Here is a 25,378-nt window from a genome sequence, read left to right as displayed (position 1 = left end):
ATAATCATCAGGATTTTTTCTTTTACATTAATTCTGTTTTAATATTTCCGTAACTTTCGGAATCTTTTTATACTAATTGTAAAAAGAATAATTTTAATGCTAAAAGCTGAACATATTAAAAAGACCTACAATGCCGGAAAAAAGGTCGCCCTGGATGATTTCAGCATCCATGTTCCAAAAGGTAGTATTTACGGCCTTTTAGGTCCCAACGGAGCCGGAAAAACTTCTTTTATCCGTATCATTAATCAAATTACTCAGGCAGATTCCGGAGATATCTTCATCAACGGACAAAAACTGAGCCCGGATCATATTAAAGACATCGGCTATATGCCCGAAGAAAGAGGATTGTACAAAAACATGAGTGTTGGCGATCAGATCCTATATTTCGGGGAACTGAAAGGAATGAGTAAGAACGATGCTCTGAATGAAGCCAAAAAATGGTTTGAAAAACTGAACATCGATCAATGGTGGAAGAAAAAACTTTCTGAACTTTCTAAAGGGATGGCACAAAAGATCCAGTTTGTAGTAACCGTTCTTCACAGACCTCATCTTTTGATTCTTGATGAACCTTTTTCAGGTTTTGATCCCGTAAATGCCAACTTAATCAAAGATCAGATCATTGATCTTAAAAATAACGGAACAACTATCATTCTTTCTACCCACAGAATGGAAAGTGTGGAGGAAATGTGTGATTATGTTGCTTTGATCAACAATTCTAAAAAAATCATTGACGGAAGGGTTTTTGACGTAAGAGAAAAATTCAAGAAAAATATTTTTGGGGTTACACTTTCTGAAGTCAGCAACGATCAGTTTGACCATTTTAAGAGTAAGTATGACATCTTCAATTTATCGAATGAAAATAATCTTGTTTCCTTTGACCTGAAAAATGAAGAGAGTCAGAACAATGTTCTTCTTGATCTAGTACAAGTGGGCAAAGTGAGATCATTCGATGAAAGAATTCCTAGCATGAACGAAGTGTTTATTAATGCTGTAAGTAACCATCCCTAATTTATGAATAATATTTTTTTAATTACCAAGAGAGAATTTCTTACACAGGTTAAGAAAAAATCCTTCATCATATTAACGCTGCTTGCCCCCATAATGATTATTGCTTTCGGAGCTGTAGTAGGATTAATGTTTAAGGCTAATGAGTCACACAGCATTATAGAAGTGGTTGATAAGAGCGGATTGTTTATGAATCAGCTGAAATCTAATGATAAATTAAATTACGTTTTTGTTTCTGCCGCAGATGAAAAATCAAAGATCAACAATTTAAAAAGAAATGAATCCCTGGATGGTATTCTGATTCTTCCGGAATTGAAAAATCAGAATTTCGATGCGCTTGAAAAAGAGACAAGACTGGTAATCAACAGTAAAATAGGATTCGACACAAAGCAGCAAATTGTTTCTGACATCAGCAATGTTGTTAAAAAAGAAAAAATCAAACAGCTGGGCATTCAGGAGACTCAGTTAATTGATCTTGATAAAAGCTTCACATTAAAGACCATTAATGTAACGGATAATAATAAAGAGGATTCTGATCTTGCTTTCGGGGTTAAATCCGGGCTGAGCATGATCCTGATGTATGTTACCTTTATGTTTATCATTATTTATGGGGTAAGGGTAATGCGAAGTGTACTTGAGGAAAAGAACAACCGTGTTGTGGAGATCATTATTTCTTCCGTAAAACCTTTTGAACTGATGATGGGGAAGATTCTGGGGGTAACCATGGTTGCACTGACTCAGTTTCTGATCTGGATCACAATGTCTGTCATCGGAGCATTAGTTCTGAATACAGGCTTCTCACCTCTTCAGAAGAATATCCCGGGTGGAAATAATGAGATTGCGAGTAAACTGGATGTGGGGCAGCTTGCTACCCAGATTTCTCACAGTTTGCTGGAACTTAATTTTCCACTGATCATTTTTGTATTCATCGTTTTCTTCCTTCTAGGATATATTTTTTACAGTTCTATTTATGCAGCAATCGGTTCTGCAGTAGATAACGAAACAGAGACACAGCAATTTACTTTATTTGCAATTTTACCCTTAACCTTGGGGATGTATGGAAGTTTTACTTTGATGAACAATCCTGATGGGCCATTAGGCTTCTGGCTGTCAATCATTCCGTTTACTTCACCGGTTGCGATGATTGCAAGAATCCCATTTGGAGTTCCTGCATGGCAGATTGCATTGTCTATTGCATTATTACTGGTAACAACTGTTTTTATGATCTTCCTGGCCGGAAAAATCTATCGTGTAGGTATTTTGATGTATGGTAATAAAGCTACTTTAAAAGAGCTTTGGAAGTGGATTAAAGGATAATCACCAAAAGGCTGAAAAGTAAAGATTACAGATCAATCTGTTTATAATTTATAATAAAAAAATCCCGGAAACTAAGTTTCCGGGATTTTTTATATTCTGAGATATTCTATTTGAATATATAGCTTAAGGTAAGTGCAATTACCTGTTCTGATTTTTTCTTATCACTTCCTCCTTTTTCTTTTACAAGACCAGGGTAAGTATCAGAAAGTCCTAAATCATATTTTAAAGCTATTTCAAGTTGTCTCTTATAGCTATATCCTACGCCTAGTCCAAGTCCCCAGTTAAAGCTTTTTGCTTTTCCGTCTACTCCTGGTTGTGTAGGATCAGTAACGTCCGGATCATAATAAGGTCTTCCTATGGGAGGATTCTTTACGTCCTGACTTACTAAAAAGTTAAATCTAGGTCCAATCAATCCAAAGAATTCTGATTCAGCTTCTGAAAAGTATCCTTTGAAATAAAGTGGTACACTCAGATAGTTATTTGCATATACTGCATCGTAACCATCTTTTCCTTTAGCATCTTTATCTTTTCCGGTTTCTCCTGCACCATAGTACAGAACTTCGGGTTGGATAAAGAATTGGTTTGCCTTCCCTACGGGGATCAAAGCCAAAGCTCCACCTTGGAAGGTATATCTTGGGCCAGAGGGATTGTGGGCATTTGCTACTCTTGAGTAGTTTAAACCTGCAGTAAGACCAAATCTTGTATTATTCCATTGCACCTGTGCAAAAGATAATGCGGACAGCGTCAAAGCTGAGGCTAATAAAAGTTTTTTCATATGGTGTGGTTTTATATTATCCTAGAATTTTTGCTACAGTAGCACCAATGTCAGCAGGAGAATCTACAACGTTGATACCGTTTTCTCTCATGATTTCCATTTTAGCCTGAGCTGTATCTTCATCACCTCCTACGATAGCACCTGCGTGCCCCATAGTTCTTCCTTTTGGAGCAGTTTGTCCAGCGATGAATCCTACAACTGGTTTAGTAGACCCGCTTGCTTTGTACCATCTTGCAGCTTCAGCTTCAAGACCTCCACCGATTTCACCGATCATTACAACAGCTTCAGTTTCAGGATCGTTGATGAATAATTCTAATGCCTCTCTTGTCGTTGTTCCAATAATTGGGTCACCACCGATACCGATAGCAGTAGAAATACCGTAACCTGCTCTTACTACCTGGTCAGCAGCTTCGTAAGTAAGGGTACCTGATTTTGAAACGATACCTACTTTACCTTTTTTGAAAACGAAACCTGGCATAATACCAATTTTAGCTTCTTCAGAAGTAATGATTCCAGGGCAGTTTGGTCCGATTAATCTGCAGTCTCTGTCAGCAATATAAGATTTTACTTTTACCATATCAGCTACAGGAATACCTTCAGTAATACATACAATCACTTTGATACCTGCTTCAGCAGCTTCCATGATAGCATCTGCTGCAAATGCCGGTGGTACGAAAATAATACTTACGTTTGCTCCTGCTTTTTCAACAGCATCAGCCACTGTATTAAATACCGGTTTTCCCAAGTGCTCGCTACCTCCTTTTCCTGGAGTAACACCACCTACTACATTTGTTCCGTATTCAATCATCTGACCAGCGTGGAAAGTTCCTTCGTTCCCTGTAAATCCTTGTACAATTACTTTAGAATCTTTGTTTACTAAAATTGACATTTTATTGTTGTTTTAATTTATTTATTATTTTATTAATGCTCACAAATTTACTTAAATTTCTTTGATTTTGGATAAAACCTTTGGAATAGTTTATTTGAGATTTCTCAGCTTTACTTCTTTTTTCAGATAAGTTTTGAAATCTTCAGCAAACATCCCAATATAGGTACCTTTTTCAAGATCTCTGTTTACTCCGGTTTTTCCTAAAATTACAGATCCTGCCTCAATTTTATTACCGGAAGCAATGCCTACCTGTCCCCATAATGTCACCTCATCTCCAATGATGCAGCATCCAGCAATTCCTACCTGAGACGCAATAAGACATTTTTTCCCGATAACGGTATCATGTCCTATCTGAATCTGGTTATCCAGAACAGAACCTTCTCCAATGAGGGTAGAATCCGTAACCCCTCTGTCAATGGTACATCCATTTCCGATCTCCACATTGTTTTCGATGATAACATTTCCTACAGAAATCAGACGGTCAAAATTTCCATTTAATTTTCTGTAATAAAACGCCTCACCTCCTAAAACTGTGTTGGACTGGATAACAACATTATCCCCGATTTCGGTACGGTCTCCTATCACAACATTTGGGAAGATAAGGGTATTTTTTCCGATTTTCACATTGTTCCCGATTACTGCAGAATGGTGAATTTTTGTGCCTTCTCCTATTTCAACATCGTGAAGTTCTTCTGTGAAATTATAGATTCTGGTAAAATGAGTATTGATTTTATTAAAGTCTCTGAAAGGATCATCAGAAACCAAAAGCGCTTTGCCTTCCGGGCACTCTACTTCTTTATCAATTAAAATAATAGTGGCTGCAGAGTTTAGTGCTTTGTCATAATATTTAGGGTGGTTCACAAAAACGATATCACCTGGCTTTACCATATGAATTTCATTGGTTCCCAATACTTCAAAGTCTTCTGGCCCAACAAATGCTGAGCTTATTAAATCTGCAATCGTTTTAAGCTTTTGCGGAGAATGGAATCTCATAACAATAGATTTTCTTATAAAACAAAATTCGGACTGCTAGTGCAAACCGAATTTATGTAAATTTTATTTATTATTTCACTCTTTCTAAGTAGCTACCGTCTTCAGTGCTTACTTTAATTCTGTCTCCCGGCTCAATGAACAAAGGAACCATTACTCTTGCTCCTGTTTCAACGATTGCGTTTTTAAGAGCGTTAGTTGCTGTGTTTCCTTTTACACCCGGATCAGCTTCGATAACATCCAGATATACTGACTGTGGAAGTTCTGCAGAAAGCGGAGTTTCATCAGCTTCTTTCAAAATGATTGTTACTTCTTCCCCTGCTTTCATCAAGTTTGAGTTTTCAATCATTTCTTTATTTAAATATAACTGAGAAAAATCATCGTTATTCATGAAGTGGAATCCGTTCTCGTCATCATAAAGATATTGGAACTTTCTTGTGATTACTTTTACTTCATCAATTTTGTGACCAGCAGAGAATGTATTGTCTAATACTTTTCCGTTTGTCACAGATTTTAGTTTTGTTCTTACGAAAGCAGGACCTTTCCCTGGTTTTACGTGAAGAAACTCGATTACTTTAAAAATATCGTTGCTAAATTCGATGCAAAGACCTTTTCTGATATCGTTACTTGTTGCCATTAATTATATAAATATTTATTTTCTTTTTTTAATTTCGATACCTTGTCCTTGAGGCATCATTCTGTTAAATGTATTATTATTGAATGCATTCACATTATTATTTAATCTGTTTACATTCATCTGAACATCAGATTTATACTGATCAGTTGTTCCTAATATTGAACTTCTGATACTTTTCTGTTTCAGAATACCATTTAAGTTATTCTTGGCAATACTATCATTAGATTCTCCGGAAAGTTTTCTTTCTATGGTAAAAGGCTTTTCTTTTTTCCCAGTTGCAGACTTTTCCGTTTGCTGACCAAACAAAAAAGAAGTTGCAGAAAGCGCAATAAGTACGATTAAACTTTTCATTGTCTGATAGTATTTATAAATTAATCTCTATCCTTTCCGGTACCATATCCTTTTACGATACCTCTAGGTGAGTTTTGAATAAACTGTAGAATTTCATCTCTTTCAGCCGTTGGAAGCATTTCTTTTTCAATATAGGCTAACGCTTGAGAAACATTCATCTTCATTTGGAAAATAGCTCTGTAGATTTTTTGAATTTCAAAGATTTTCTCATTAGAAAACCCTCTTCTTCTTAATCCAACAGAGTTGATTCCTGCATAAGAAATTGGATCTCTTGCTACTTTTACATAAGGTGGAATATCTTTTCTAATTAAAGATCCTCCTGAAATCATAGTATGTTTCCCGATTTTACCAAACTGCTGAACAGCAGATAAACCTCCCATTACGGTAAAGTCACCAATTTCCACATGTCCCGCAATACCACAACCATTTGCAATAATCACATTATCTCCTATAATACAGTCATGAGCAACGTGTGAAGTTGCCATGATCAGGCAGTGACTTCCTACTTTGGTGTATCCTAATGCTTTGGTTCCTCTGTTTATGGTGACACATTCTCTTAAAGTAGTGTTATCTCCAATGATTGTTTGTGTATCTTCACCATCGAACTTCAAGTCCTGAGGGATTGCAGAGATTACAGTTCCGGGAAAGATTTTACAGTCTTTTCCGATTCTCGCACCTTCCATAATGGTAACATTGGGACCAATCCACGTTCCTTCTCCAATTTCTACGTCCCCTGCAATTGTAGTAAATGGTTCTACGATTACATTTTTGCTGATTTTCGCGCGTTTATCTACGGCTGCTAATTGATGAATCATTTAATCAACTTTATTTTTTGCAACTTGAGCCATAAGCTCTGCTTCTACTGCTACTGTATCCCCTACGTATCCATACCCCTGCATATGAACAATTCCTCTTCTGATAGGCTCTATCAATTCAATTTTGAATATAAGCGTATCTCCAGGAATTACTTTTCTCTTGAATTTCACCTTATCAATTTTGATGAAATAAGTAGAATAGTTCTCAGGATCCGGAACGCTGGCCAGTACCAGGATACCTCCTGTCTGTGCTAGAGCTTCTACCTGAAGTACTCCAGGCATTACAGGTTCTTTCGGGAAGTGTCCAACGAAGAATGGTTCGTTCATTGTTACATTTTTCAACCCTACTACGTGAGAGTCTGAAAGTTCAAGAACTTTATCAATCAATAAGAACGGGGGTCTGTGAGGCATAAGCTTCATAATTCCGTTGATATCGAATACTGGTTCTTTTGTCAGGTCAAAATCCGGAACGTTTTTCTTTTTCTGCAATTTCCACTGGCGGTTTAGTTTTTTCGCAAACTGGGTATTCACAAAGTGTCCCGGTTTGTTGGCAATAACTTTACCTTTTATTTTTACTCCTGCTAAAGCCAGGTCACCAATTACATCTAATAATTTGTGTCTTGCGGCTTCGTTAGGATAGTTTAAATTAAGATTGTCAAGAATACCGTTTGGTCTGATAGATACATTATCTTTTCCAAAGGCTTTCTTTAGTTTTTCTGTCGTTTCAGGAGTAAGATCTTTGTCTACATATACAATCGCATTGGAAATATCTCCACCTTTGATCAAACCGTGATCTAAAAGCATTTCCAATTCATGCAGGAAGCTGAATGTTCTTGCTGATGAGATTTCGTCTTTAAATTCTGAAATATTTTTAAGAGTAGCATTCTGAGTACCTAATACTTTAGTCCCAAAATCTACCATTGTCGTTACTTCGTAAGTATCTGAAGGAATGATTGTGATTTCCGAACCAGTAGCCGGATCACTGTAGGTAAGAACTTCTTTTACAACCAGATATTCTCTCGCCACGCCCTGTTCTGCAACACCAACGCTTTCAATAGCTTCAACAAAGTATTTTGAAGATCCATCAAGAATAGGTGGTTCAGAGGCATCCATTTCTAAGACTGCGTTATCAATATCACAACCTACAAGAGCTGCCAAAAGGTGTTCGCAAGTGGTAATTTTCACCCCTAGTTTTTCTAAGGTAGTTCCTCTTTCTGTTGCTACAACATAGTTTACATCTGCTTCTACCTGAGGATGTCCCTCCAAGTCTGTTCTTACAAATACAAAACCTGTATTTTCTTTAGCAGGTTTAATGGTAAGTTTTACTTCTCTACCCGTATGAAGGCCAATTCCAGAAAGAGTTACCTCTTGCTGAAGTGTTTTTTGCATATCACTCATTAGTATTATCTTTTGAGGTATTCTCAAGATTATTTATTCTATTTACTATTCCAGGAAGATTCCTGAAATGAACATAACTCCTCAAATAGTCATTATAACTGATGGCTGGAGAGCCATACAATGTTTCTCTGTCATTAACGCTGGAATTCACACCACTCTGAGCCTGAATCTTCACTTGATTTCCTATTTTGATATGTCCTACGACGCCTACCTGGCCTCCAATCTGATTCCAGTCACCAATTGTAGTAGAACCTGCAATTCCCGCTTGTGCTGCAATTACATTGTTCTGACCTATTTTCACATTGTGGGCAATCTGAATCAGGTTATCAATTTTAGTTCCTTTTCCTATAATTGTAGAGCCTATTGTTGCTCTGTCAATACTACAGTTTGAGCCTATCTCAACATCGTCTTCAATAATTACATTTCCAAGCTGCGGTATTTTTTTAAAACCCTCGGCAGTTGGCTGGAAACCAAAACCGTCACCTCCAATTACCGTATTGGAATGAATCACACAGTTATCCCCAATAATACAGTAGTCATAAATTCTGGCGCCACTGTCTATCTTGCAGTTTTTACCAATTTTCACTCCTTTTCCTATATATACATGTGGATAGATCTGTGCCCCTTCCCCGATTTTAGCTTTCTCGGAAACATAAGTAAATGCTCCGATATATGCTTTATCTCCTATGACAGCTGTATCGTGAATGGAAGAACCATTTTCTATACCTTCTTTTCTTCCCTGCATTTCCTGATATAAATTCATCAGGATCTGAAAAGAAAGATAGGCATCTTTTACAACGATTAAGGTAGGGTTATAACTGTTTTTCTCCAGAAGTTTTTCCGAAATGATGATAACAGAGCATCGTGAGGTATCCAAGAAATGAGAAAATCTATCTTGTGCTATAAAAGAAAGATGTCCTGATTCCCCGTTTTCAATTGGTGAAACCCCTGTAATAAGTGCATTCTCATCACCTATTATTTTTCCGTCAATAAAACTTGCAATTTGCGAAGCTGTAAATTCCATATTCTGCAAAGATAAGAAATTCTAGAATTTGCAAACATTTTTTGGTTTCAGATCGTAAATTTTAATATTATTTAAGAGTCTAGCCTGGAGATATCTCTTGGAAACATAAGGATATAGCGGGTCGTCTTATTTACAATTAACCCTGATAAAAGCTGATCTTCTGACTCATGAAGTCTCGTTCTCCTGCCATTTTTATGCAGTAAATAGATTGGTTGTTTTTCCGCATGATAGGGTAAAAGTTTTCTTTTTATTTCATGAACCAATTCATTTCCATTATCAATTTTGAAAAATTCATTGGTATTTTTTACTTTTTCATCAATTGTTTCCTTACCAAATGGATGTGATGAAATAATTGTTTTAGGTAAATTTCTCTGAATTACACATTTACACCAATATGACAGCACAAAATCACCTGCATTTTGCCATTCTTTCATTGCCTGAATCACATCATTATCATCAAGACTTGTAAATCTCTCTATATCTTCATCCGTTGCAGCACTCTTTTCGCGGTATAGAAAATATTTCAGATTATCCGCTGCAGGAAGCTCTGTTCCCTGGGAAATCAGATATTTTGCTCTTTCAAGGATTTTAACCAAAAGAAATTCTGCTAACGCTGAAGTTTTATGGTAATAAACCTGCCAGTACATAAACATTCTGGCTGTCAGAAAATTTTCAATGGAATAAATTCCTTTTGCATCAATCACCAGCTCACCTTCTTCACAGACATTCATCATGGAAATAATTCTCTGGGTATTAATATTTCCTTCCGATACACCGGTAAAAAAACTATCTCTCTTCAGATAATCCAAACGGTCCACATCCAGCTGGGAAGAGATCAATTGGTTGAAAAATTTTCTATGATATTTTCCTTGAAACATTTCGATAGCCATTGATAACTGGCCATCAAACTCCTCATTCAGCTCATTCATCAGGAGTAAAGAAAGGTTTTCATGATGCCAGTCATCCATCAGCATACTTTCCAGCGCATGAGAAAACGGACCATGACCAATATCATGCATCAGAATAGCCAACATCGCCCCTTTTTCCTCTTCTTCAGAAATTTTCACCCCTTTCTGCTTTAATGTTTCCAATGCCGTAAACATCAGGTGCATTGCTCCCAGTGCATGATGAAATCTTGTATGTGTAGCTCCCGGAAATATCAGGTTCAGAAGACCGGTCTGCCCGATTCTTCTTAATCTCTGAAAGTAAGGGTGCTCAATGATATCAAATAAAATTTCGTGGGGAATTTTGATAAATCCATGAACAGGATCGTTGATGATTTTTAGCTTATTCTGCATTCAAACTTCAATATTAGTAAACAAAGTTAGGCATTTTAAAGTTTAGCCATTTGTTAAATTACTATTAAAACATGAAGTTAAAAAACTGATATCATTCATATTTTTCACAAATAATACGATTGAAAATTTCTCCGATTCATTTTTATTTTTAATTCAATGTTTTTTTTGAAAACCTTTTGCAGTTGTTGTTGCAAAGGACTACCTTTGAGAGAAAACACGACAACCCTTAATGAGAAAGTATTCTCTTTTCCTTCTATTATTTTTAAGTTTAAATTTTTCCGCACAAATTATAACTGAAACGCAAAAACTGGAATCCCTCTGCAGAATATGGGGATTTTTAAAATATTATCATCCACAGGTAGCAAAAGGAAATCTGAACTGGGATAAACAGCTTTTCCAAAAAATTGATGAACTTGAATCTATTAATGAGAAAGAGGCGTTGAATAATTTTTATGCTGACTGGATCAGAAATCTCGGAGAAGTTACCCCCTGCAAAGAATGCTCAGTAAAGAATAATAAGGTGTATTTTCTTAAAAACTTTGATCTGAGCTGGATAGATAATCGTCAAATTTTCTCCAGAGACCTGTCTCAAAAACTACATTATATTGAAAACAACCGGAATCTTGGAGATAATCACTATTTCGGAAAAAGTGGAAGGAAAATATATTTCAGAAATGAAAAGTCCTACGGTTCAAAATTCACTTCAAAGACCATTAGCTTATTGGAACTATTCAGATACTGGAATTATGTAGAATATTTTTTCCCGTATAAATATGAAACTGATCAGAACTGGAACGATGTTCTTACAGAAATGATACCCAAATTTCTGATGATTGACAATGATGAAAATTATCATCTAACATTGGCAGAACTGGTTACCAAAACAGATGATTCCCATGCTTATCTTTCATCAAAGGAAATTCAGCGGCATCAATACGGAAACCGAAGAGTGCCTGCAGACTATTCTTATGCAGAAGGAAAACTTGTGATTACAAAAATCAATGCTACAAAATTCCGGAATAAAAGCCCGCTTCATGTAGGAGATGTTATTTATGATATTGAAGGTAAAACAATTCCGCAAATAGTCAACAGCCTTGGAAAATATATTCCAGCCTCCAATTCCTGGGGTAAATTCAACAAAGCAAAAAGCAAGCTTCTCTTCAGCAATAACGATTCTATTTCTGTAAAAATTGAGAGAGGTGGACAAAATCTGGAAATCAAAACCAAAACGTATTTTACCAAAGATATTCTTCATGAGAAAAATGAAGCTCCAAAAAAATGGAAATTCATAGATAAGGAAAAGAAAATCGGCTATGTTAATATGGAGATTATAGAGAAGGAAGATCTGGATGAAATGTACAACAGTTTAAAATCTTCAACATCTATTATCTTTGATCTTAGAAATTATCCAAAGCAAACGATCATCCCTTTAAGCTATCTTTTGCTTCCTGAACCTTCCGTTTATTATCAGTTTACTTTTCCTGATCCTTATTATCCCGGTAAATTTTACAGCAGAAAAAATGTTATCGGCAGGAAAAATCCTGAATACTATAAAGGGAATGTAATCGTTTTAGTAGATGAGAATACCCAAAGCCAGGCAGAGACCACCGCAATGATGTTCAAGCAGCATCCGAACGCTAAAATTATCGGAAGCAATACTGCAGGAGCCAACGGAGATGTGATTATGTTTAAAATTGCCGATCTTGATACCCGGTTTACAGGACTTGGAGCTTATTATCCTGACGGAAGGGAAACACAAAGAATAGGCATCACTCCCGACATTCTTGTAAAACCAACTGTAGAAGGCCTTAAAAACGAAAAAGATGACGTTCTGGAAAGAGCTTTGGAATATATAAAAACCACAACAAAAATGTGAAATATCAGACGATATTTTCATTTAACTAATATTTAACTTATAATCTTTTTATTTTGTGAGATTTTAAAAGGATTTGGTCAACATTTTGATAGAATAACCGTGTAAAAAATAAATTATGTCAGAAAAGATATTATGGATCGACGATGAAATAGATTTACTTAAACCTCATATCGTATTTTTAGAAAAGAAGGGTTATCAGGTAACCCCTGTTAATAATGTGAATGAGGCTTTGGAACTTATGGATTCAGAGAAATTTGCTTTAACATTAATTGATGAAAATATGCCGGGTATCTCCGGACTGGAAGCCATTCCTATGATTAAGGAAAAAGATAACTCCTTAAAGATTGTGATGGTTACCAAAAGCGAAGAAGAACACATTATGGAAGAGGCTATCGGATCTCAGATTGCCGATTATATATTGAAGCCTGTAAATCCTAACCAGATATTACTTTCCTTAAAGAAAAACCTTCAGGAAGACAATCTTGTTGAGCAAAAAACTATTTTGCAGTACCAACAGGAATTCAGAAACCTTTCTATGGAGCTTTCATACCTGAGAACGTATCAGGAATGGGCAGAATATTATAAAAAAATCCTTAGCTGGGAAATCAAATTTGATAAGGTTGCAGATAATGAATTTGCTGACCTTCTGCAGTCTCAGAAAGAGGAAGCCAATATTCAGTTTGCGAAGTTTATTGAAAAAAATTACGCAGACTGGCTGGTTGATTCTGACAAACCTCTTATGAGCCACACCCTATTCAAGGAAAAAGTAAAACCTGAAGTTGAAAAAGAAAAAGTTCTTTTGCTGATGGTAGACAACCTTCGTTACGACCAGTGGAAAGTGATTGAACCTTTATTTACAAAATATTATAATAAGATATCGGAAGATTATTACTACAGCATCCTTCCTACTGCTACACAGTATGCGAGAAACTCTTTTTTTGCAGGATTAATGCCGTCTGAAATTGAAAAACGTTTCCCGGATAAATGGTTTAATGATAATGAAGAGGGAAATAAAAATGAATTTGAGCGTGATTTCCTGGAAGATCAAATGAAGAGAATTGGTCTTGGATCCAAGTCTATGAAGTACCTTAAAGTACTGAATGCTGATTTTGAAAGAAAGATCTATGATGATTTCAACCAGCATAAGAGTAATGATCTGCTGGTTATCGTATACAACTTCATTGATATTCTTTCCCACGCGAAAACAGACAACCACATCGTAGATCAGCTGATCCGTGATGATAAAACCTTCCGTTCTCTTACCTTCAACTGGTTTGAAAACTCTTCTTTGCTGAAGATTATAAAAACAGCGGCAGAAAACGGCTATAAACTGGTCATTACGACAGACCACGGAACAGTATACGTGAAAAAGCCAAGTAAAGTGGTAGGAGACAGAGAAACTTCTACTAATATCAGATATAAAACAGGTAAAAGTTTAACGTATGACGACAGCGATGTATGGGCAATTACCAATCCTGAAAAGCTTTTCCTTCCAAAAGGAAACTTAAGCTCGAAATATATTTTTGCTAAAAACAATATATTCCTGGCTTACCCTAAAAATTACAATCATTTCGTTAATTACTATAAAGAAACCTACCAGCATGGGGGAATTTCACTCGAAGAGTGTATCATTCCTATCAGCATTTTAGAACCCAAGTAGTTTTTTTCATAGTTTATTTAATTTTGGGTTTAAAGCGGAAAAAATCGAATGATTTTTTCCGCTTCTTTTTTATAGTTCATATCTTCGTAAAAAATAAATCATGTTTATTATTTCGCTTACCTACAAGAGTTCTATTGAAAATGTAGAACGTCTTATTCCCCAGCACAATATTTTCCTTAATAAGCATTATGAATCCGGACGCTTTATTGCTTCGGGAAGAAAAGAACCCAGAACGGGAGGTATCATTACAGCCAATGCAGAATCTAAAAATGAAATTGAGCAGATTATTTCTGAAGATCCTTTTTATATTCATCAGGTAGCGGATTATAACATCACGGAGTTTATCCCTTCGAAATACAATGAAAATTTTAAACTTTTTATAGAAGACTAATGAGATTAATCACATACAACGTCAATGGAATCAGAGCTGCTTTTACAAAAGATTTCCTGGGCTGGCTACAAACTGCTGATCCGGATATCATCTGTATTCAGGAGAGCAAGGCCGGAAACGATCAGATAGACATCGAAAGCCTTGAAAAATTAGGTTATCACAGTTATTGGCACTCAGCAGTAAAAAAAGGCTACAGCGGGGTCGGAATTGCCTCAAAAATCAAACCTAATCATGTAGAGTATGGCTGCGGCATTGAAAGCTATGATAATGAAGGGAGAATCATCCGTGCAGATTTTGACGGATATTCCGCTATTTCGGTGTACGTTCCTTCTGCGTCTAATATTGAAAGACTGGATTTTAAAATGCAATTCTGCCATGACTTTCTGGAGTATATCAAAAATTTAAAGAAAGAAATTCCCAATCTGATTATATCGGGTGATTTTAATATTTGTCATGAAGCAATTGATATTCACAATCCAATTGGGTTAAAGAATGTTTCAGGGTTTCTTCCTATGGAAAGGGAATGGATGACGAATTTCATGAATGAATGTGAGCTGATAGACAGTTTCAGATTTTTTAATAATGATCCGGACAATTATACATGGTGGAGCTACAGACAAAATTCCAGAGCCAGAAACAAGGGATGGAGGCTGGATTATAACTTCACTTCTTACAGTTTAAAGGATAAGCTCTCCCGGGCTGTTATTTTAAAGGAAGCTGTACATTCTGACCATTGCCCTGCTTTATTGGAATTGAATGTATAATCAACAGATATTACGCATACAAAAAGCCAGCTGAATCAGCTGGCTTTTTTTTAATTTAAATCATAAAACTAATCGACAATTTCATATTCGACCGGAATTGTACCATGACTGATATCTCCAATCTCATCGAACGCAGCTTTAGACATGTCTAAAGATCTTGATGAATGGTAAGGCCCTCTGTCATTAATTCTCACTATTACCTCTTTACCATTTTTAAGGTTAGTAACCTTAACGTTTGTTCCAAATGGAAGCGTTCTGTTTGCTGCAGTAAACTTTGAGTTATCAAAGATTTCTCCGCTAGCAGTTTTTCTACCGTTAAATTTATCGTGGTAGTACGATGCATAACTTGTTTTTTTCGCATCTAAGGCATTACTCGTAAAAGAATAAACACCTAAGGTTGAAATCATCATTATGATTACGAGAATGAATCTTTTCATCATTTTGAACTTTTATTGGTTTTGACGGAGCAAAAGTATCAGGAATCTTTAGAAAACACTATTCGATCTGTTAAAAACCGTTAACAAAATATTAAACAAATGTTAAATATCACTGTAACCCCCTATAAACAGGGGTTTTAGACTACAGTGTTAAAAAGTGTTAAAAAAACAGTCTAAAAGTTAACATAATTAACTACTTTGTGCATAATTTAAATTTCATGCTTTTAAAAACAACTGTAAATCAATAAATTACAAAATAAACAAAGTTAAAATAAAATCAGAAAATCAATCTTAAAAAAAATAAAGTCTTAAGAACCAGATTCCGGAAAAACTTTCTGACAGAGGACCTCTGCTCCTATAAAACCAGATGCCTGACTTATTTTTTAACACCGTTTTGTTTTGTTAAAATTTATAGATCGATACGATATCCAATAAATATCCGCTTTAATCATTCAAAAAAATGAATGAGTGATGATTTATAACCAAAAAAAATAAATGAACGCAAATCTCTTAAAAGTAAAAAACCAATGATTTCTCATTGGTTTTATATGTAATTAAATAAATGTCTTATTTTAAATATTCCAATACATAGTCGTATGTACCGTTAGGATACACTACAGACATACTAGGAGATCCTGTAATAGCATTTCCTGGAGTTGTAACCGGATTATAAGAATATAAACTTCTATCATAAACAGTGTTTGTACCTGCTTTATAGATTGTAATACCATACATTGTAGTCATTCCTGTAGGAGCCGGGATATTAACTGCTGTAGAAGTACCACTTGCAGTGAAAGATCCTTTGATAGCATAAAGCTGCTTATCAACACCCGGACTAACATTAATAATAGTATTTGTAGTTGTTTCTGCTGTTCCAACAGTTACTTTAGGTGAAGTTGAAAGCGAAACCCATCTACCAGTTGAAGTTGCAAAACCATTTGCCGTTCCACCAGTTGGATTAGAGAAATAATAATATCCCGGAGTTACACTTGTAGCAATACCAGAAACAGTAGTTCCTGTAGCACTATTAAAAACAATCATACCATCGTAAGCAGTTGGAAAGTTATCCTCGTCAGTAACAGGAGTTGCAAATGTAAAGACAGTTAAGTCTGTTCTTGGAAAAACAATCCCTTTTCCGTCATTAGCACTATCTGTAAAACCTCCGGCACTTCCTGATGCATCAAGGAAAGCACCTTGTCCTTGTATATTTCCACTGGCGAAACCATTTGTTCTTACCTGTGCATTTGTATATTGAAACATTGCCAAAGAAGAGGCAAGAACTAATAATATTTTTTTATTCATGACTAAATCTGTGTAAAATTAATAATTATTGAGCTGAGTACGATTGCCAAGAAGCTCCATCATAAACGAATCCAAGACCTCTACCATTAGTAGTCATTGAATTAAATGATGCTGCACTTGCACCGTTTACAGTAAGGGTACCTCCACCTACTTTAACAAGCGTAATAGTTTTTCCTTTTGTTGCTGCACTTACAGGGATTGTTGACAAATCAGCATTGGTTGTAAGGAATACATAACCATTTAAGTCTGCTGCAGATAAGTCTGCTCCTGTAGCTGAAGTTCTTACAGAAGGAGCAACAGGTGTAACGGTTCCACCACCACCTACAGTGATCCAGGTATTCGTAGTCTGGCCATCATAGTAGTAAAAACCTACAGCTGTAACGTTGGTAGTTTTAGGAGTTGCTGTACCGTCAATTGTTGTAACGAAAGCAAGTGCTCCATTTTGAGCTGTAGTATAAGCTGCATCTTTAGCTAATAATTGTGCTCTTGTCATACGAGGGACTAATAAAGCGTCAGGTCTAGCGTTGTCAGTAGTATTTGCTACTACATCTAGCGTTGCGGCAGGCGTGGTTGTGTTAATCCCCACTCGCCCTGTAGTCTGAGCCTTAGAAAAAGCCGAAAGGCCAACAAGCATAATTGCTGTTAATAAAATTTTTTTCATAAGTTTTTAAAGATTTTTAATTACATTTTTTTTCATCAATATTTTCAAAAAATAGGAAAAACGCATCCCAACTTGTGAATATTACATTGAAACTGAAGAGTAAAAAAAATTATTTTTATTCAATTTTAGCTTCATATTAATAATTAACTTATTGAAAGCATATTATTTAAAAATATTGCTTATTGCGCAAATTTAAGATATAATTTTCAAATTTATATACTTTAAAATAGAAATTTGAAAAATCTTAATTACATAAAACACTAACAAACTGATTATCAATTAAATAAAAACAAGCCACCGAGAAAATTCTATGTTAATTTTCGTTAATAACTTAATTTTATAAATCTTATTTCAAACTGATTAATAAGCATTTAACGAGACTAATTCTCCGTATAAGTCAAACTCTTCGGCCGAAGTAATTTTAACATCTGCAAATTCACCTATCGAGATATAGGTATCTTCAGCAGAAACCAAAACCGTATTGTCCACATCCGGTGAATCATACTCTGTTCTTCCGATAAAATAATTGCCTTCTTTACGATCAAAAATACATCTGAATATTTTACCTACTTTTTCCTGGTTCTTTTCCCACGAAATCTGAGACTGCAATTCCATGATTTCTTCTACTCTTGCCTCCTTTACTTCCTGTGGAATATCATCTTCCAATACATAAGCCGTAGTATTTTCCTCATGAGAATAAGTAAAGCATCCTAATCTGTCAAATTTCTGTTCTCTTACCCAGTCTTTAAGTTCCTGGAATCTTTCTTCTGTTTCACCAGGATATCCAACGATAAGTGTTGTTCTGATTGCCATATCCGGAACTTTTTCTCTGAACTTTCCTAGAAGAGCATCTGTTTTCTCATGGGTAGTTCCTCTCTTCATGGATTTCAACAAATCGGAATTGATATGCTGAAGAGGAATATCTATATAATTACATACTTTAGGTTCTTCACGGATAATATCGAGAACATCTTCAGGGAAACCGCTTGGGAAAGCATAATGAAGACGAATCCATTCTACACCTTCTACCTTCACCAATTCTTTTAAAAGATCTCCTAACGCTCTTTTCTTATAAAGATCAAGACCATAGTAAGTAAGATCCTGAGCAATAAGAATTAATTCTTTTGTTCCCTTTTTTGCCAGTTTCTGAGCTTCTAAAACCAGTTTTTCGATAGGGGTTGACATATGACCTCCTCTCATCAATGGAATCGCACAGAAAGAACATGGTCTGTCACAACCTTCAGAAATTTTAAGGTAAGCATAATGTTTTGGAGTCGTTGTAAGTCTTTCTCCTACCAGTTCGTGTTTATAATCTGCTCCAAGATGTTTTAGGAGCATCGGCAGATCTCTTGTTCCGAAATATTGGTCTACATCCGGAATTTCTTTTATCAAATCTGGTTTGTATCTTTCTGATAAACATCCTGTAACGAATACTTTTTCAACCTCTCCTCTATTTTTAGCCTCGACATAATCAAGGATAGTATTAATAGATTCTTCTTTAGCATTATCAATAAATCCGCAGGTATTGATTACAACAATGTCACCACGGTCTTCATGAACCACTTCTTTGCCATTAGCTTTCAGCTGGCTCATTAATACTTCAGAATCATATACATTCTTGGAGCATCCAAGAGTGACTACATTGATTTTCTTCTTCCCTACAGATTTTGTACGCATCGTTTTGATTTTGAGTCTGCAAAGATACAAAATATTGAAGAGTTAAGAATTAAAAAATAAAAACCACTTTATAAAAGTGGTTTTCAGAGATATATTTTAAAAGTTTTTGTCTTTAAATCCAGGGGAGTTCTGATCTTTTTCCGAAAGTATGGCGTCTTTTTCATCAACTTTCCAATCAATATCAAGATCCGGATCATTGAACTTTACGCTGCCTTCTGATTCTTTGTTATAAAAGTTATCACATTTATAGGAAAATACAGCATGGGTACTTAATACGGCAAATCCGTGTCCAAAACCTCTTGGCACATAAAGCTGTAGTTTATTTTCTGCGGTAAGCTCTATTCCGAACCATTGCCCAAAAGTAGGAGAATCTTCTCTAAGATCCACAGCAACATCCCACACACTGCCCTCAAGGCATGATACCAGTTTTGCCTGTGCATACTCACCTTTCTGAAGATGGAGTCCTCGAAGCACTCCATAAGATGATCTGGAAACATTATCCTGTACAAAATGGCCGTTCATTCCTGTCAATTCTTCAAATTTCTTTTCGTTGAATTTTTCAAAGAAGTAGCCTCTTTCATCTTCAAATATGGTAGGCTCTATGATATAGCAATCTTTAAGCGGGGTTTCTTTAATTTTCATAATAGTAAAAAAACTCTATTTCAATATGGTTATTATTGTTTTAAATAAAATCTTCGTATCATTTTTGAAAGACATATTTTCAAAATAGTCAAGATTCATTTTTACTTTGTTTGGAAATAATATTTCATCATTATATAGCAAAGGATTCTTCTGGCTGTTCAGAAGGTCTTCTTCGTCTCTATATTTAATACTTGCTTCACACGTTAATCCGGGTTTTAATTCCAGAACTTTTCTATCTGCTCCGGCCAGTTTATCGTAATACCCTTCGATATCAGGTCTGGGACCTACAAAACTCATATCACCCTTTAAAATATTAAACAATTGGGGAAATTCATCAAATTTAAACTTCCTGAGCGTCTGCCCGATTCTGGAGCATACTCTTTTTTTATCATGAATTGTTTTAAATTTAAATATGGTAAATGGCTTTCCATACTGTCCTATCCGGGTCTGAAAAAAAATTCCATTAGAAGATGTATCGATACTTGCAATCACAAATAAAACAATCAGCACCGGCATAAGAAAGAGGGTCAATATTACCGCTAAGATAAAATCAAAAACCACTTTCCAATATTTGTACTGATTCATTAAATTCAATGATATTAAACTCCGAAATAGTTACGGATTACGTTTGCAATTCTTTCTCTGTCATCATCTGACAAGTTGGACCCTGACGGAAGACACAGTCCGTTATCAAAAAGATTTTCGGAAATTTTTCCTCCGTAATAGGGAGAAGATTCAAAAACCGGCTGTAGGTGCATTGGCTTCCAAAGTGGTCTTGATTCAATATTGTCTTCTAAAAATGCAAGTCTTAGGCCTTCTCTGTCTTTTCCTGCTACCTGCGGATCAATAATAATGGCAGATAACCAGTGATTTGAATAAAAATCATTTCCAGGTTCAGAAAATACGGTCACTCCTTCAATATTTTTGAAGGTATCCAAATAGAAATCATGCATTGCTCTACGCGCTACCACTCTATCTTTAAGTACTTCCATCTGTCCTCTTCCTATCCCTGCAACAATATTGCTCATTCTGTAATTGAAACCAATATGTGAATGCTGATAATGAGGTGCATTATCTCTTGCCTGAGTGGAAAGGAAAACCGTTTTATCTTTATCTTCCTGAGTATGGCAAACCAAAGCTCCGCCTCCTGATGTAGTAATAATTTTGTTCCCGTTAAAGCTTAATACTCCAAAACGTCCGAATGTTCCGCACGCCTGTCCTTTGTAAGTAGAACCAAGAGCTTCTGCAGCATCTTCTATAACAGGAATCTGAAATTCCTGGGCAATAGCTGTAATTTCGTCCATTTTTGCAGGCATACCATACAAATGAACTACAATAATTGCTTTAGGCTTCGTTCCTTTTTGAATTCTGTCTTCAATGGCTTCTCTTAAAGCTTTTGGACATATATTCCAGGTATCCGGTTCGCTATCTACAAAAACAGGAGTTCCTCCACAGTAAGCAATAGGATTGGCTGATGCTGAGAAAGTCATTGACTGGCAAATCACCTCATCACCATGCTGTACTCCACATTCAATAAGGGCAAGATGCAATGCTGCAGTACCGGCAGAAAGAACGGCAACTTTTGCATTTTCACCCAAAAACTGCTCCAGATCTTTTTCAAATCCGTCAACATTAGGCCCCAATGGTGCTACCCAGTTTTCTTCAAATGCTTCGTTGATATATTTTTGTTCGTTACCTCCCATATGAGGTGAGGACAACCAGATTTTAGTATTCATAATATTAATTAGTAACTTGTTTATATAATATTTTTTTTGATGATTTTACCAGGATTTCCTACCACAACTGAATAATCAGGAATATCATTAATAATTACTGCACCAGCACCTACTACACACCATTTTCCTATTTTGATCCCCTGTATTACTGATGCCCCGATTCCAATCTGGGTACCTTCTCCTATTTCAACACCTCCAGCAAGCGCTGCATTGGGTGAAATATGAACAAAGTCTTCAATTACACAATCATGATCTACTGAAGCGTTGGTATTGATGATACAGTGTTTCCCGATGGTAGTTTCTGCATTGATCACGACTCCTCCCATTACTACAGTTCCTTCTTCAATGGTTACGGAATCTGAATTTATAGATTTCGGATGTATTAAAATACCAATCTCATTCTTAATTTCTTGTGCAATCTTCTTGCGGATAGCGTTATTTCCAATGGAAATAATCAGTTTTTCCTGATCCGCCGGCAGAGTATTCAACACAGGAAGCCCATAGCATTCTTTTTTAGTGATATCCTGATCTATGAATGCTTTAATTTTTATATCATTAGCTGTTGCAATATCTGCAATTACCTTTCCGTGTCCACTTGCTCCGAATAAATACATAACTCTAAATTAATTTCCCCGAAAGGGTTCTATGGTTACATGTCCATCAGCAGAAATGCCTTCTCTTACAAACACTTTCTTTGCTGTCAGAAAGAAAATCTTCACATCTAAGATGAATGATATATTTTCTACATACCATACATCATAATCAAATTTCTGATTCCATGATATTGCATTTCTACCATTTACTTGTGCCCATCCGGTAATTCCCGGCCTTACCTCATGTCTGCGTGCCTGATTTTCATTATACAGTGGCAGATACTGAACTAAAAGAGGTCTGGGTCCGATAAGGGACATATCTCCTTTAAGAACATTAAGTAATTGTGGAATTTCGTCCAGAGATGTTTTACGGACAAATGCTCCCAGAGCTGTTAATCTTTCTGCATCTGATAAAAGGTTTCCATTAGAATCCTTTTTATCATTCATTGTTTTAAACTTTATAATTTTAAATACCTTACCATTTCTGCCAGGTCTCTGTTGAAAGAAAAAAGGCTTCCCATTATTGGAAAGAAACAATCCAACCATCACAATAAGAAAAATTGGAAGCAGAAGGGTAATTCCTATGAGAGAAACTACAAAGTCGAAAATCCTCTTTAAATAATTTTTGTACATTTTTAGAAATTAGGTGTATCAATCATCATATGCTTTTATCAATATCTTTTTTAAACTTCCTGTGTTTTTGCAGTATAACCAATACCTATAATCATTGAGCTAAAGTACAAAAATTCCGGTATATTGAAAAGATTGCAGGAAGTCTGTACCAAGGTAAAGTATTGCAAAAATAACGCAAAAATCAGTTTATAGTATATATTTCCCTTTTGAATATTCCAAAATAAGGCAGCATTTTTTACAACGGGCCAAAATTTTAAGAAATAAATAATCAGCCCTAAAATACCTGTGCCCATTAAAAGCTCTAAAAAGATGTTATGTGGATGAGTGCCATCCTCAAATAGTATTCTTCCTCCAAATAAACGATGCGAATTAAATATCTCGATAGCTTTGCTATACAATGGACCTCTGCTTGATGTATCTCCATGTGCTATCCATTTATACATTCTGTTAAAACTTGTAATTTCTCCGTTGCCATATTGCTCATGCAAAATAATCAATCCTATAAACAGCAGCAGCAAAATCAGAGCATATAAAATATATTTTTTATTCCCTTTTAAAATAATCATATATAAAGAACATACAGAAATAGCTACAATTGGACTTCTCGCCATAGACTGTATCACATTAAAAAGGCCTAAAAAAAGACAAAAGAACAAAAAATAGGATTTATAATCCTCTCTGCAAAACAAAAGCAAAAATAATGATATGATAAACAATGAAGCTCCTATATGACCATACATTATGTAGTACGTACTAAAAATATGGTCTAATTTTATATAGCCATATATATAATTTATAACAAGAAGGCCACAGAGAATAGTAACACAATATTTTGCTATACTTTTAAAATCTATTTTACTATAGTTGATACATAATAATGCAATGCTGGGTAAAAGTACCATACATAAGATTCTGAAAATATCTTCATTCCTTGATAATAATACTTCATGATTAAAAGAATAATTATTAAACGAATAAATAAGTTTGATGATATAAAAACCCCAAAATACAACAAGGCTTATAATAGAAATATTTTTAAAACTAATATTTTTTCTTTCTCTATATATTATAAATAAAGAGAAAATAATGATAAAGATTCGGTATGGTATAGAAAAATTCCTGGGGTTCATCTCCAAAGGTTTTGCAAAGGAGATGGCAATAGTATTTCCCACCATAACAGATAACAGGAATAGTTTATAAATGAAATTATTATTAATAGTAATTTTCAAAATAAAGCCTATTTTTTATTTCAACCAGTGCAAAGCTACTTCTTTTGCTTTACGGAATGAAATAAAATAGCATCCATATATTTTTTTCCCAATACCGGATATGTCCTGTTTTCAAGAATCCATTTTCTGCCTTTCCCTCCAATCGCTATTCTTTCTTCCGAGCTCATATTAGCATAATATAAAATTGCTTTTTTTATATCTTCTGTAGATGTACTGTTGATAAATTTACCACAATCCGCTTCATTAATCATAGAAGGATATCCGGTATAAGAAGCAATAATTGGTTTCGCCGCGAGCATATATTCTACTACTTTGTTCATAGACTGCCCGTAGTCCCACACTTTTGAATCTTTGGTGGATAAGTATAGAATATCACAAACCTGGAGAAAATATTTCACTTCGTTTTGCTGGATTCTTTGTAAAAACGTAACATTAGAACAATCTTTTAACTGTTCTTTGTAGGACTCTCTGAGATCACCGCTTCCCACTAATACAAAATGAATATCAGTGTTCTCTTTCATCATCTGTATTGTTTCAATAAAAGGTTCCAATGCATTAGTAACTCCCATACTTCCCGCATAGCCAATAATGACTTTACCCGATGGTACTATTTCTAAAAAAGGTTTTTTTTCTGTTAGGAAGTCTTCGGAATAATTTTCAGGATCAAATCCTAATGGTGAACAATGAAAAGGTTTTTTATATCCGAGTAATTCTTCTACGTGTAAATCCAGCCTTGGCATTGTTCCTGCAACCAGATCAGCGTTTTTATATCCAAACTTTTCTATAAATCCTATCAATAAAACAAGAGGATGCCATTTGGAAAAACCCGCTTCTTCTGTCATCGTTAAAGGCCAGATATCACGAATTTCAAAAACTAAAAAACTACCAAACTTTTTTTTCAGATAATAACCATATATGATCGTAAAAATAGAAAGTGATGAAATAATAACCGTATCAGGCTTTGTCATCCCGGCCAGTTTCATAGAGAATAGTTTTCTTTCAAAATCAAACCAGGACAATATCCTGTCCATTGATGCCGTTTTAGTATATTTTTTTGTTTTAATCCATCTTATAGCTACTCCATCTTCCTTTTCATCATTATAGATCTTGTCAGTTTCAGGACAATTGGTAAAATGATTAGAATCTGAAGTTATCATGAGGGTATTATTTCCCTGTCTTTTAAATTCTCTTGCCAAATAAAACAAACGTGATGGAACTTTTGCGTATTGTGGAGGTGAGGCATATTTGGAAATCAGCCAGATATTTTTTTTCATTTCC

At 35.3% G+C, this 25,378-nt stretch carries 26 protein-coding genes; 6 read left to right on the top strand and 20 right to left on the bottom strand.

Going from position 1 to position 25,378, the window contains the following annotated elements; translation table 11 throughout:
* Positions 1-96 precede the first annotated feature (96 nt).
* Positions 97-1,008 (top strand): ABC transporter ATP-binding protein, encoded by a 912-nt coding sequence (locus ACPF63_RS02630; protein ID WP_077419256.1) that lies wholly within the window; start codon positions 97-99, stop codon positions 1,006-1,008.
* Between the two features lie 3 nt (positions 1,009-1,011).
* Positions 1,012-2,322: an ABC transporter permease gene (locus ACPF63_RS02625; RefSeq protein ID WP_426481882.1), complete on the top strand. Its 1,311-nt coding sequence runs from the start codon at positions 1,012-1,014 to the stop codon at positions 2,320-2,322.
* Positions 2,323-2,428: 106 nt separating this feature from the next.
* Here the strand turns inward: ACPF63_RS02625 and ACPF63_RS02620 are convergent, their stop codons facing one another.
* From ACPF63_RS02620 to ACPF63_RS02580, 9 genes are all read right to left on the bottom strand, one after another.
* Positions 2,429-3,097 carry a porin family protein gene (locus tag ACPF63_RS02620; protein ID WP_426481881.1) on the bottom strand — a complete coding sequence of 223 codons (669 nt, stop codon included), beginning with the start codon at positions 3,095-3,097 and terminating at the stop codon, positions 2,429-2,431.
* Between the two features lie 16 nt (positions 3,098-3,113).
* Positions 3,114-3,986 carry a succinate--CoA ligase subunit alpha gene (sucD, locus tag ACPF63_RS02615; protein ID WP_077419253.1) on the bottom strand — a complete coding sequence of 291 codons (873 nt, stop codon included), beginning with the start codon at positions 3,984-3,986 and terminating at the stop codon, positions 3,114-3,116.
* A 90-nt stretch (positions 3,987-4,076) separates the two neighbouring features.
* A complete protein-coding gene (locus tag ACPF63_RS02610) occupies positions 4,077-4,979 on the bottom strand; it encodes an LpxD N-terminal domain-containing protein (RefSeq protein WP_426481880.1) in 903 nt (300 codons plus the stop codon).
* Positions 4,980-5,049: 70 nt separating this feature from the next.
* Positions 5,050-5,613 (bottom strand): elongation factor P, encoded by a 564-nt coding sequence (efp, locus tag ACPF63_RS02605; RefSeq protein WP_077419251.1) that lies wholly within the window; start codon positions 5,611-5,613, stop codon positions 5,050-5,052.
* A gap of 15 nt (positions 5,614-5,628) precedes the next feature.
* Positions 5,629-5,964, bottom strand: a complete 336-nt coding sequence (locus ACPF63_RS02600; RefSeq protein ID WP_228408913.1) for a hypothetical protein — start codon at positions 5,962-5,964, stop codon at positions 5,629-5,631.
* 20 nt (positions 5,965-5,984) lie between these two features.
* Complete coding sequence (gene lpxA / locus ACPF63_RS02595) at positions 5,985-6,779, bottom strand: acyl-ACP--UDP-N-acetylglucosamine O-acyltransferase (protein WP_047386961.1); 795 nt, start codon at positions 6,777-6,779, stop codon at positions 5,985-5,987.
* A complete protein-coding gene (locus ACPF63_RS02590) occupies positions 6,780-8,177 on the bottom strand; it encodes a bifunctional UDP-3-O-[3-hydroxymyristoyl] N-acetylglucosamine deacetylase/3-hydroxyacyl-ACP dehydratase (RefSeq protein WP_047386958.1) in 1,398 nt (465 codons plus the stop codon). It lies immediately after the preceding gene.
* The gene (gene lpxD, locus ACPF63_RS02585; RefSeq protein ID WP_077419250.1) at positions 8,170-9,201 is read right to left on the bottom strand and encodes a UDP-3-O-(3-hydroxymyristoyl)glucosamine N-acyltransferase; all 1,032 of its coding nucleotides are present in this window, start codon (positions 9,199-9,201) and stop codon (positions 8,170-8,172) included. Before lpxD ends, ACPF63_RS02590 begins: the two co-directional genes overlap by 8 nt.
* A 71-nt stretch (positions 9,202-9,272) precedes the next feature.
* The gene (locus tag ACPF63_RS02580; RefSeq protein WP_426481879.1) at positions 9,273-10,499 is read right to left on the bottom strand and encodes an HD domain-containing protein; all 1,227 of its coding nucleotides are present in this window, start codon (positions 10,497-10,499) and stop codon (positions 9,273-9,275) included.
* Positions 10,500-10,728: 229 nt separating this feature from the next.
* On the opposite strand from ACPF63_RS02580, the gene ACPF63_RS02575 reads away from it, so the two are divergent.
* From ACPF63_RS02575 to ACPF63_RS02560, 4 genes are all read left to right on the top strand, one after another.
* Complete coding sequence (locus ACPF63_RS02575) at positions 10,729-12,375, top strand: S41 family peptidase (protein WP_426481878.1); 1,647 nt, start codon at positions 10,729-10,731, stop codon at positions 12,373-12,375.
* Positions 12,376-12,490: 115 nt separating this feature from the next.
* Positions 12,491-14,035: a bifunctional response regulator/alkaline phosphatase family protein gene (locus tag ACPF63_RS02570; RefSeq protein WP_077419247.1), complete on the top strand. Its 1,545-nt coding sequence runs from the start codon at positions 12,491-12,493 to the stop codon at positions 14,033-14,035.
* Positions 14,036-14,135: 100 nt separating this feature from the next.
* Positions 14,136-14,426: a YciI family protein gene (locus ACPF63_RS02565; protein WP_426481877.1), complete on the top strand. Its 291-nt coding sequence runs from the start codon at positions 14,136-14,138 to the stop codon at positions 14,424-14,426.
* Entirely contained in the window at positions 14,426-15,190 is a 765-nt protein-coding gene (locus ACPF63_RS02560) for an exodeoxyribonuclease III (RefSeq protein WP_426481876.1), read from the top strand. The genes ACPF63_RS02565 and ACPF63_RS02560 overlap by 1 nt, the downstream gene beginning before the upstream one ends.
* A gap of 68 nt (positions 15,191-15,258) precedes the next feature.
* On the opposite strand, the gene ACPF63_RS02555 is transcribed toward ACPF63_RS02560, so the two are convergent.
* The 11 genes from ACPF63_RS02555 to ACPF63_RS02505 all read right to left on the bottom strand — a co-directional run bounded on the left by ACPF63_RS02555 (position 15,259) and on the right by ACPF63_RS02505 (position 25,374).
* Complete coding sequence (locus tag ACPF63_RS02555; RefSeq protein ID WP_034699143.1) at positions 15,259-15,630, bottom strand: septal ring lytic transglycosylase RlpA family protein; 372 nt, start codon at positions 15,628-15,630, stop codon at positions 15,259-15,261.
* A gap of 564 nt (positions 15,631-16,194) precedes the next feature.
* Complete coding sequence (locus ACPF63_RS02550) at positions 16,195-16,929, bottom strand: hypothetical protein (RefSeq protein ID WP_219073156.1); 735 nt, start codon at positions 16,927-16,929, stop codon at positions 16,195-16,197.
* A gap of 25 nt (positions 16,930-16,954) precedes the next feature.
* Complete coding sequence (locus tag ACPF63_RS02545; RefSeq protein WP_426481875.1) at positions 16,955-17,590, bottom strand: hypothetical protein; 636 nt, start codon at positions 17,588-17,590, stop codon at positions 16,955-16,957.
* Between the two features lie 360 nt (positions 17,591-17,950).
* Positions 17,951-19,267, bottom strand: a complete 1,317-nt coding sequence (gene rimO, locus ACPF63_RS02540) for a 30S ribosomal protein S12 methylthiotransferase RimO (RefSeq protein WP_426481874.1) — start codon at positions 19,265-19,267, stop codon at positions 17,951-17,953.
* Between the two features lie 96 nt (positions 19,268-19,363).
* Complete coding sequence (gene rfbC / locus ACPF63_RS02535; RefSeq protein WP_426481873.1) at positions 19,364-19,909, bottom strand: dTDP-4-dehydrorhamnose 3,5-epimerase; 546 nt, start codon at positions 19,907-19,909, stop codon at positions 19,364-19,366.
* 15 nt (positions 19,910-19,924) lie between these two features.
* On the bottom strand, positions 19,925-20,494 hold the full coding sequence (locus ACPF63_RS02530; protein ID WP_219073157.1) for a sugar transferase: 570 nt from the start codon (positions 20,492-20,494) through the stop codon (positions 19,925-19,927).
* 14 nt (positions 20,495-20,508) lie between these two features.
* On the bottom strand, positions 20,509-21,645 hold the full coding sequence (locus tag ACPF63_RS02525) for an aminotransferase class I/II-fold pyridoxal phosphate-dependent enzyme (protein WP_426481872.1): 1,137 nt from the start codon (positions 21,643-21,645) through the stop codon (positions 20,509-20,511).
* A gap of 20 nt (positions 21,646-21,665) precedes the next feature.
* Complete coding sequence (locus tag ACPF63_RS02520) at positions 21,666-22,259, bottom strand: acetyltransferase (protein WP_426481871.1); 594 nt, start codon at positions 22,257-22,259, stop codon at positions 21,666-21,668.
* A 9-nt stretch (positions 22,260-22,268) separates the two neighbouring features.
* Positions 22,269-22,871, bottom strand: coding sequence for a sugar transferase (locus ACPF63_RS02515; RefSeq protein ID WP_180564433.1), 603 nt, complete (start codon positions 22,869-22,871; stop codon positions 22,269-22,271).
* Between the two features lie 50 nt (positions 22,872-22,921).
* Entirely contained in the window at positions 22,922-24,100 is a 1,179-nt protein-coding gene (locus tag ACPF63_RS02510; protein ID WP_426481870.1) for an O-antigen ligase family protein, read from the bottom strand.
* Between the two features lie 35 nt (positions 24,101-24,135).
* Positions 24,136-25,374 carry a glycosyltransferase family 4 protein gene (locus ACPF63_RS02505; RefSeq protein ID WP_426481869.1) on the bottom strand — a complete coding sequence of 413 codons (1,239 nt, stop codon included), beginning with the start codon at positions 25,372-25,374 and terminating at the stop codon, positions 24,136-24,138.
* Positions 25,375-25,378: the final 4 nt, after the last annotated feature.

Source organism: Chryseobacterium sp. R2ACT005 (assembly GCF_049949215.1).
Classification (GTDB): Bacteria; Bacteroidota; Bacteroidia; order Flavobacteriales; family Weeksellaceae; genus Chryseobacterium.
This window is presented reverse-complemented; position numbering and strand designations above follow the sequence as displayed.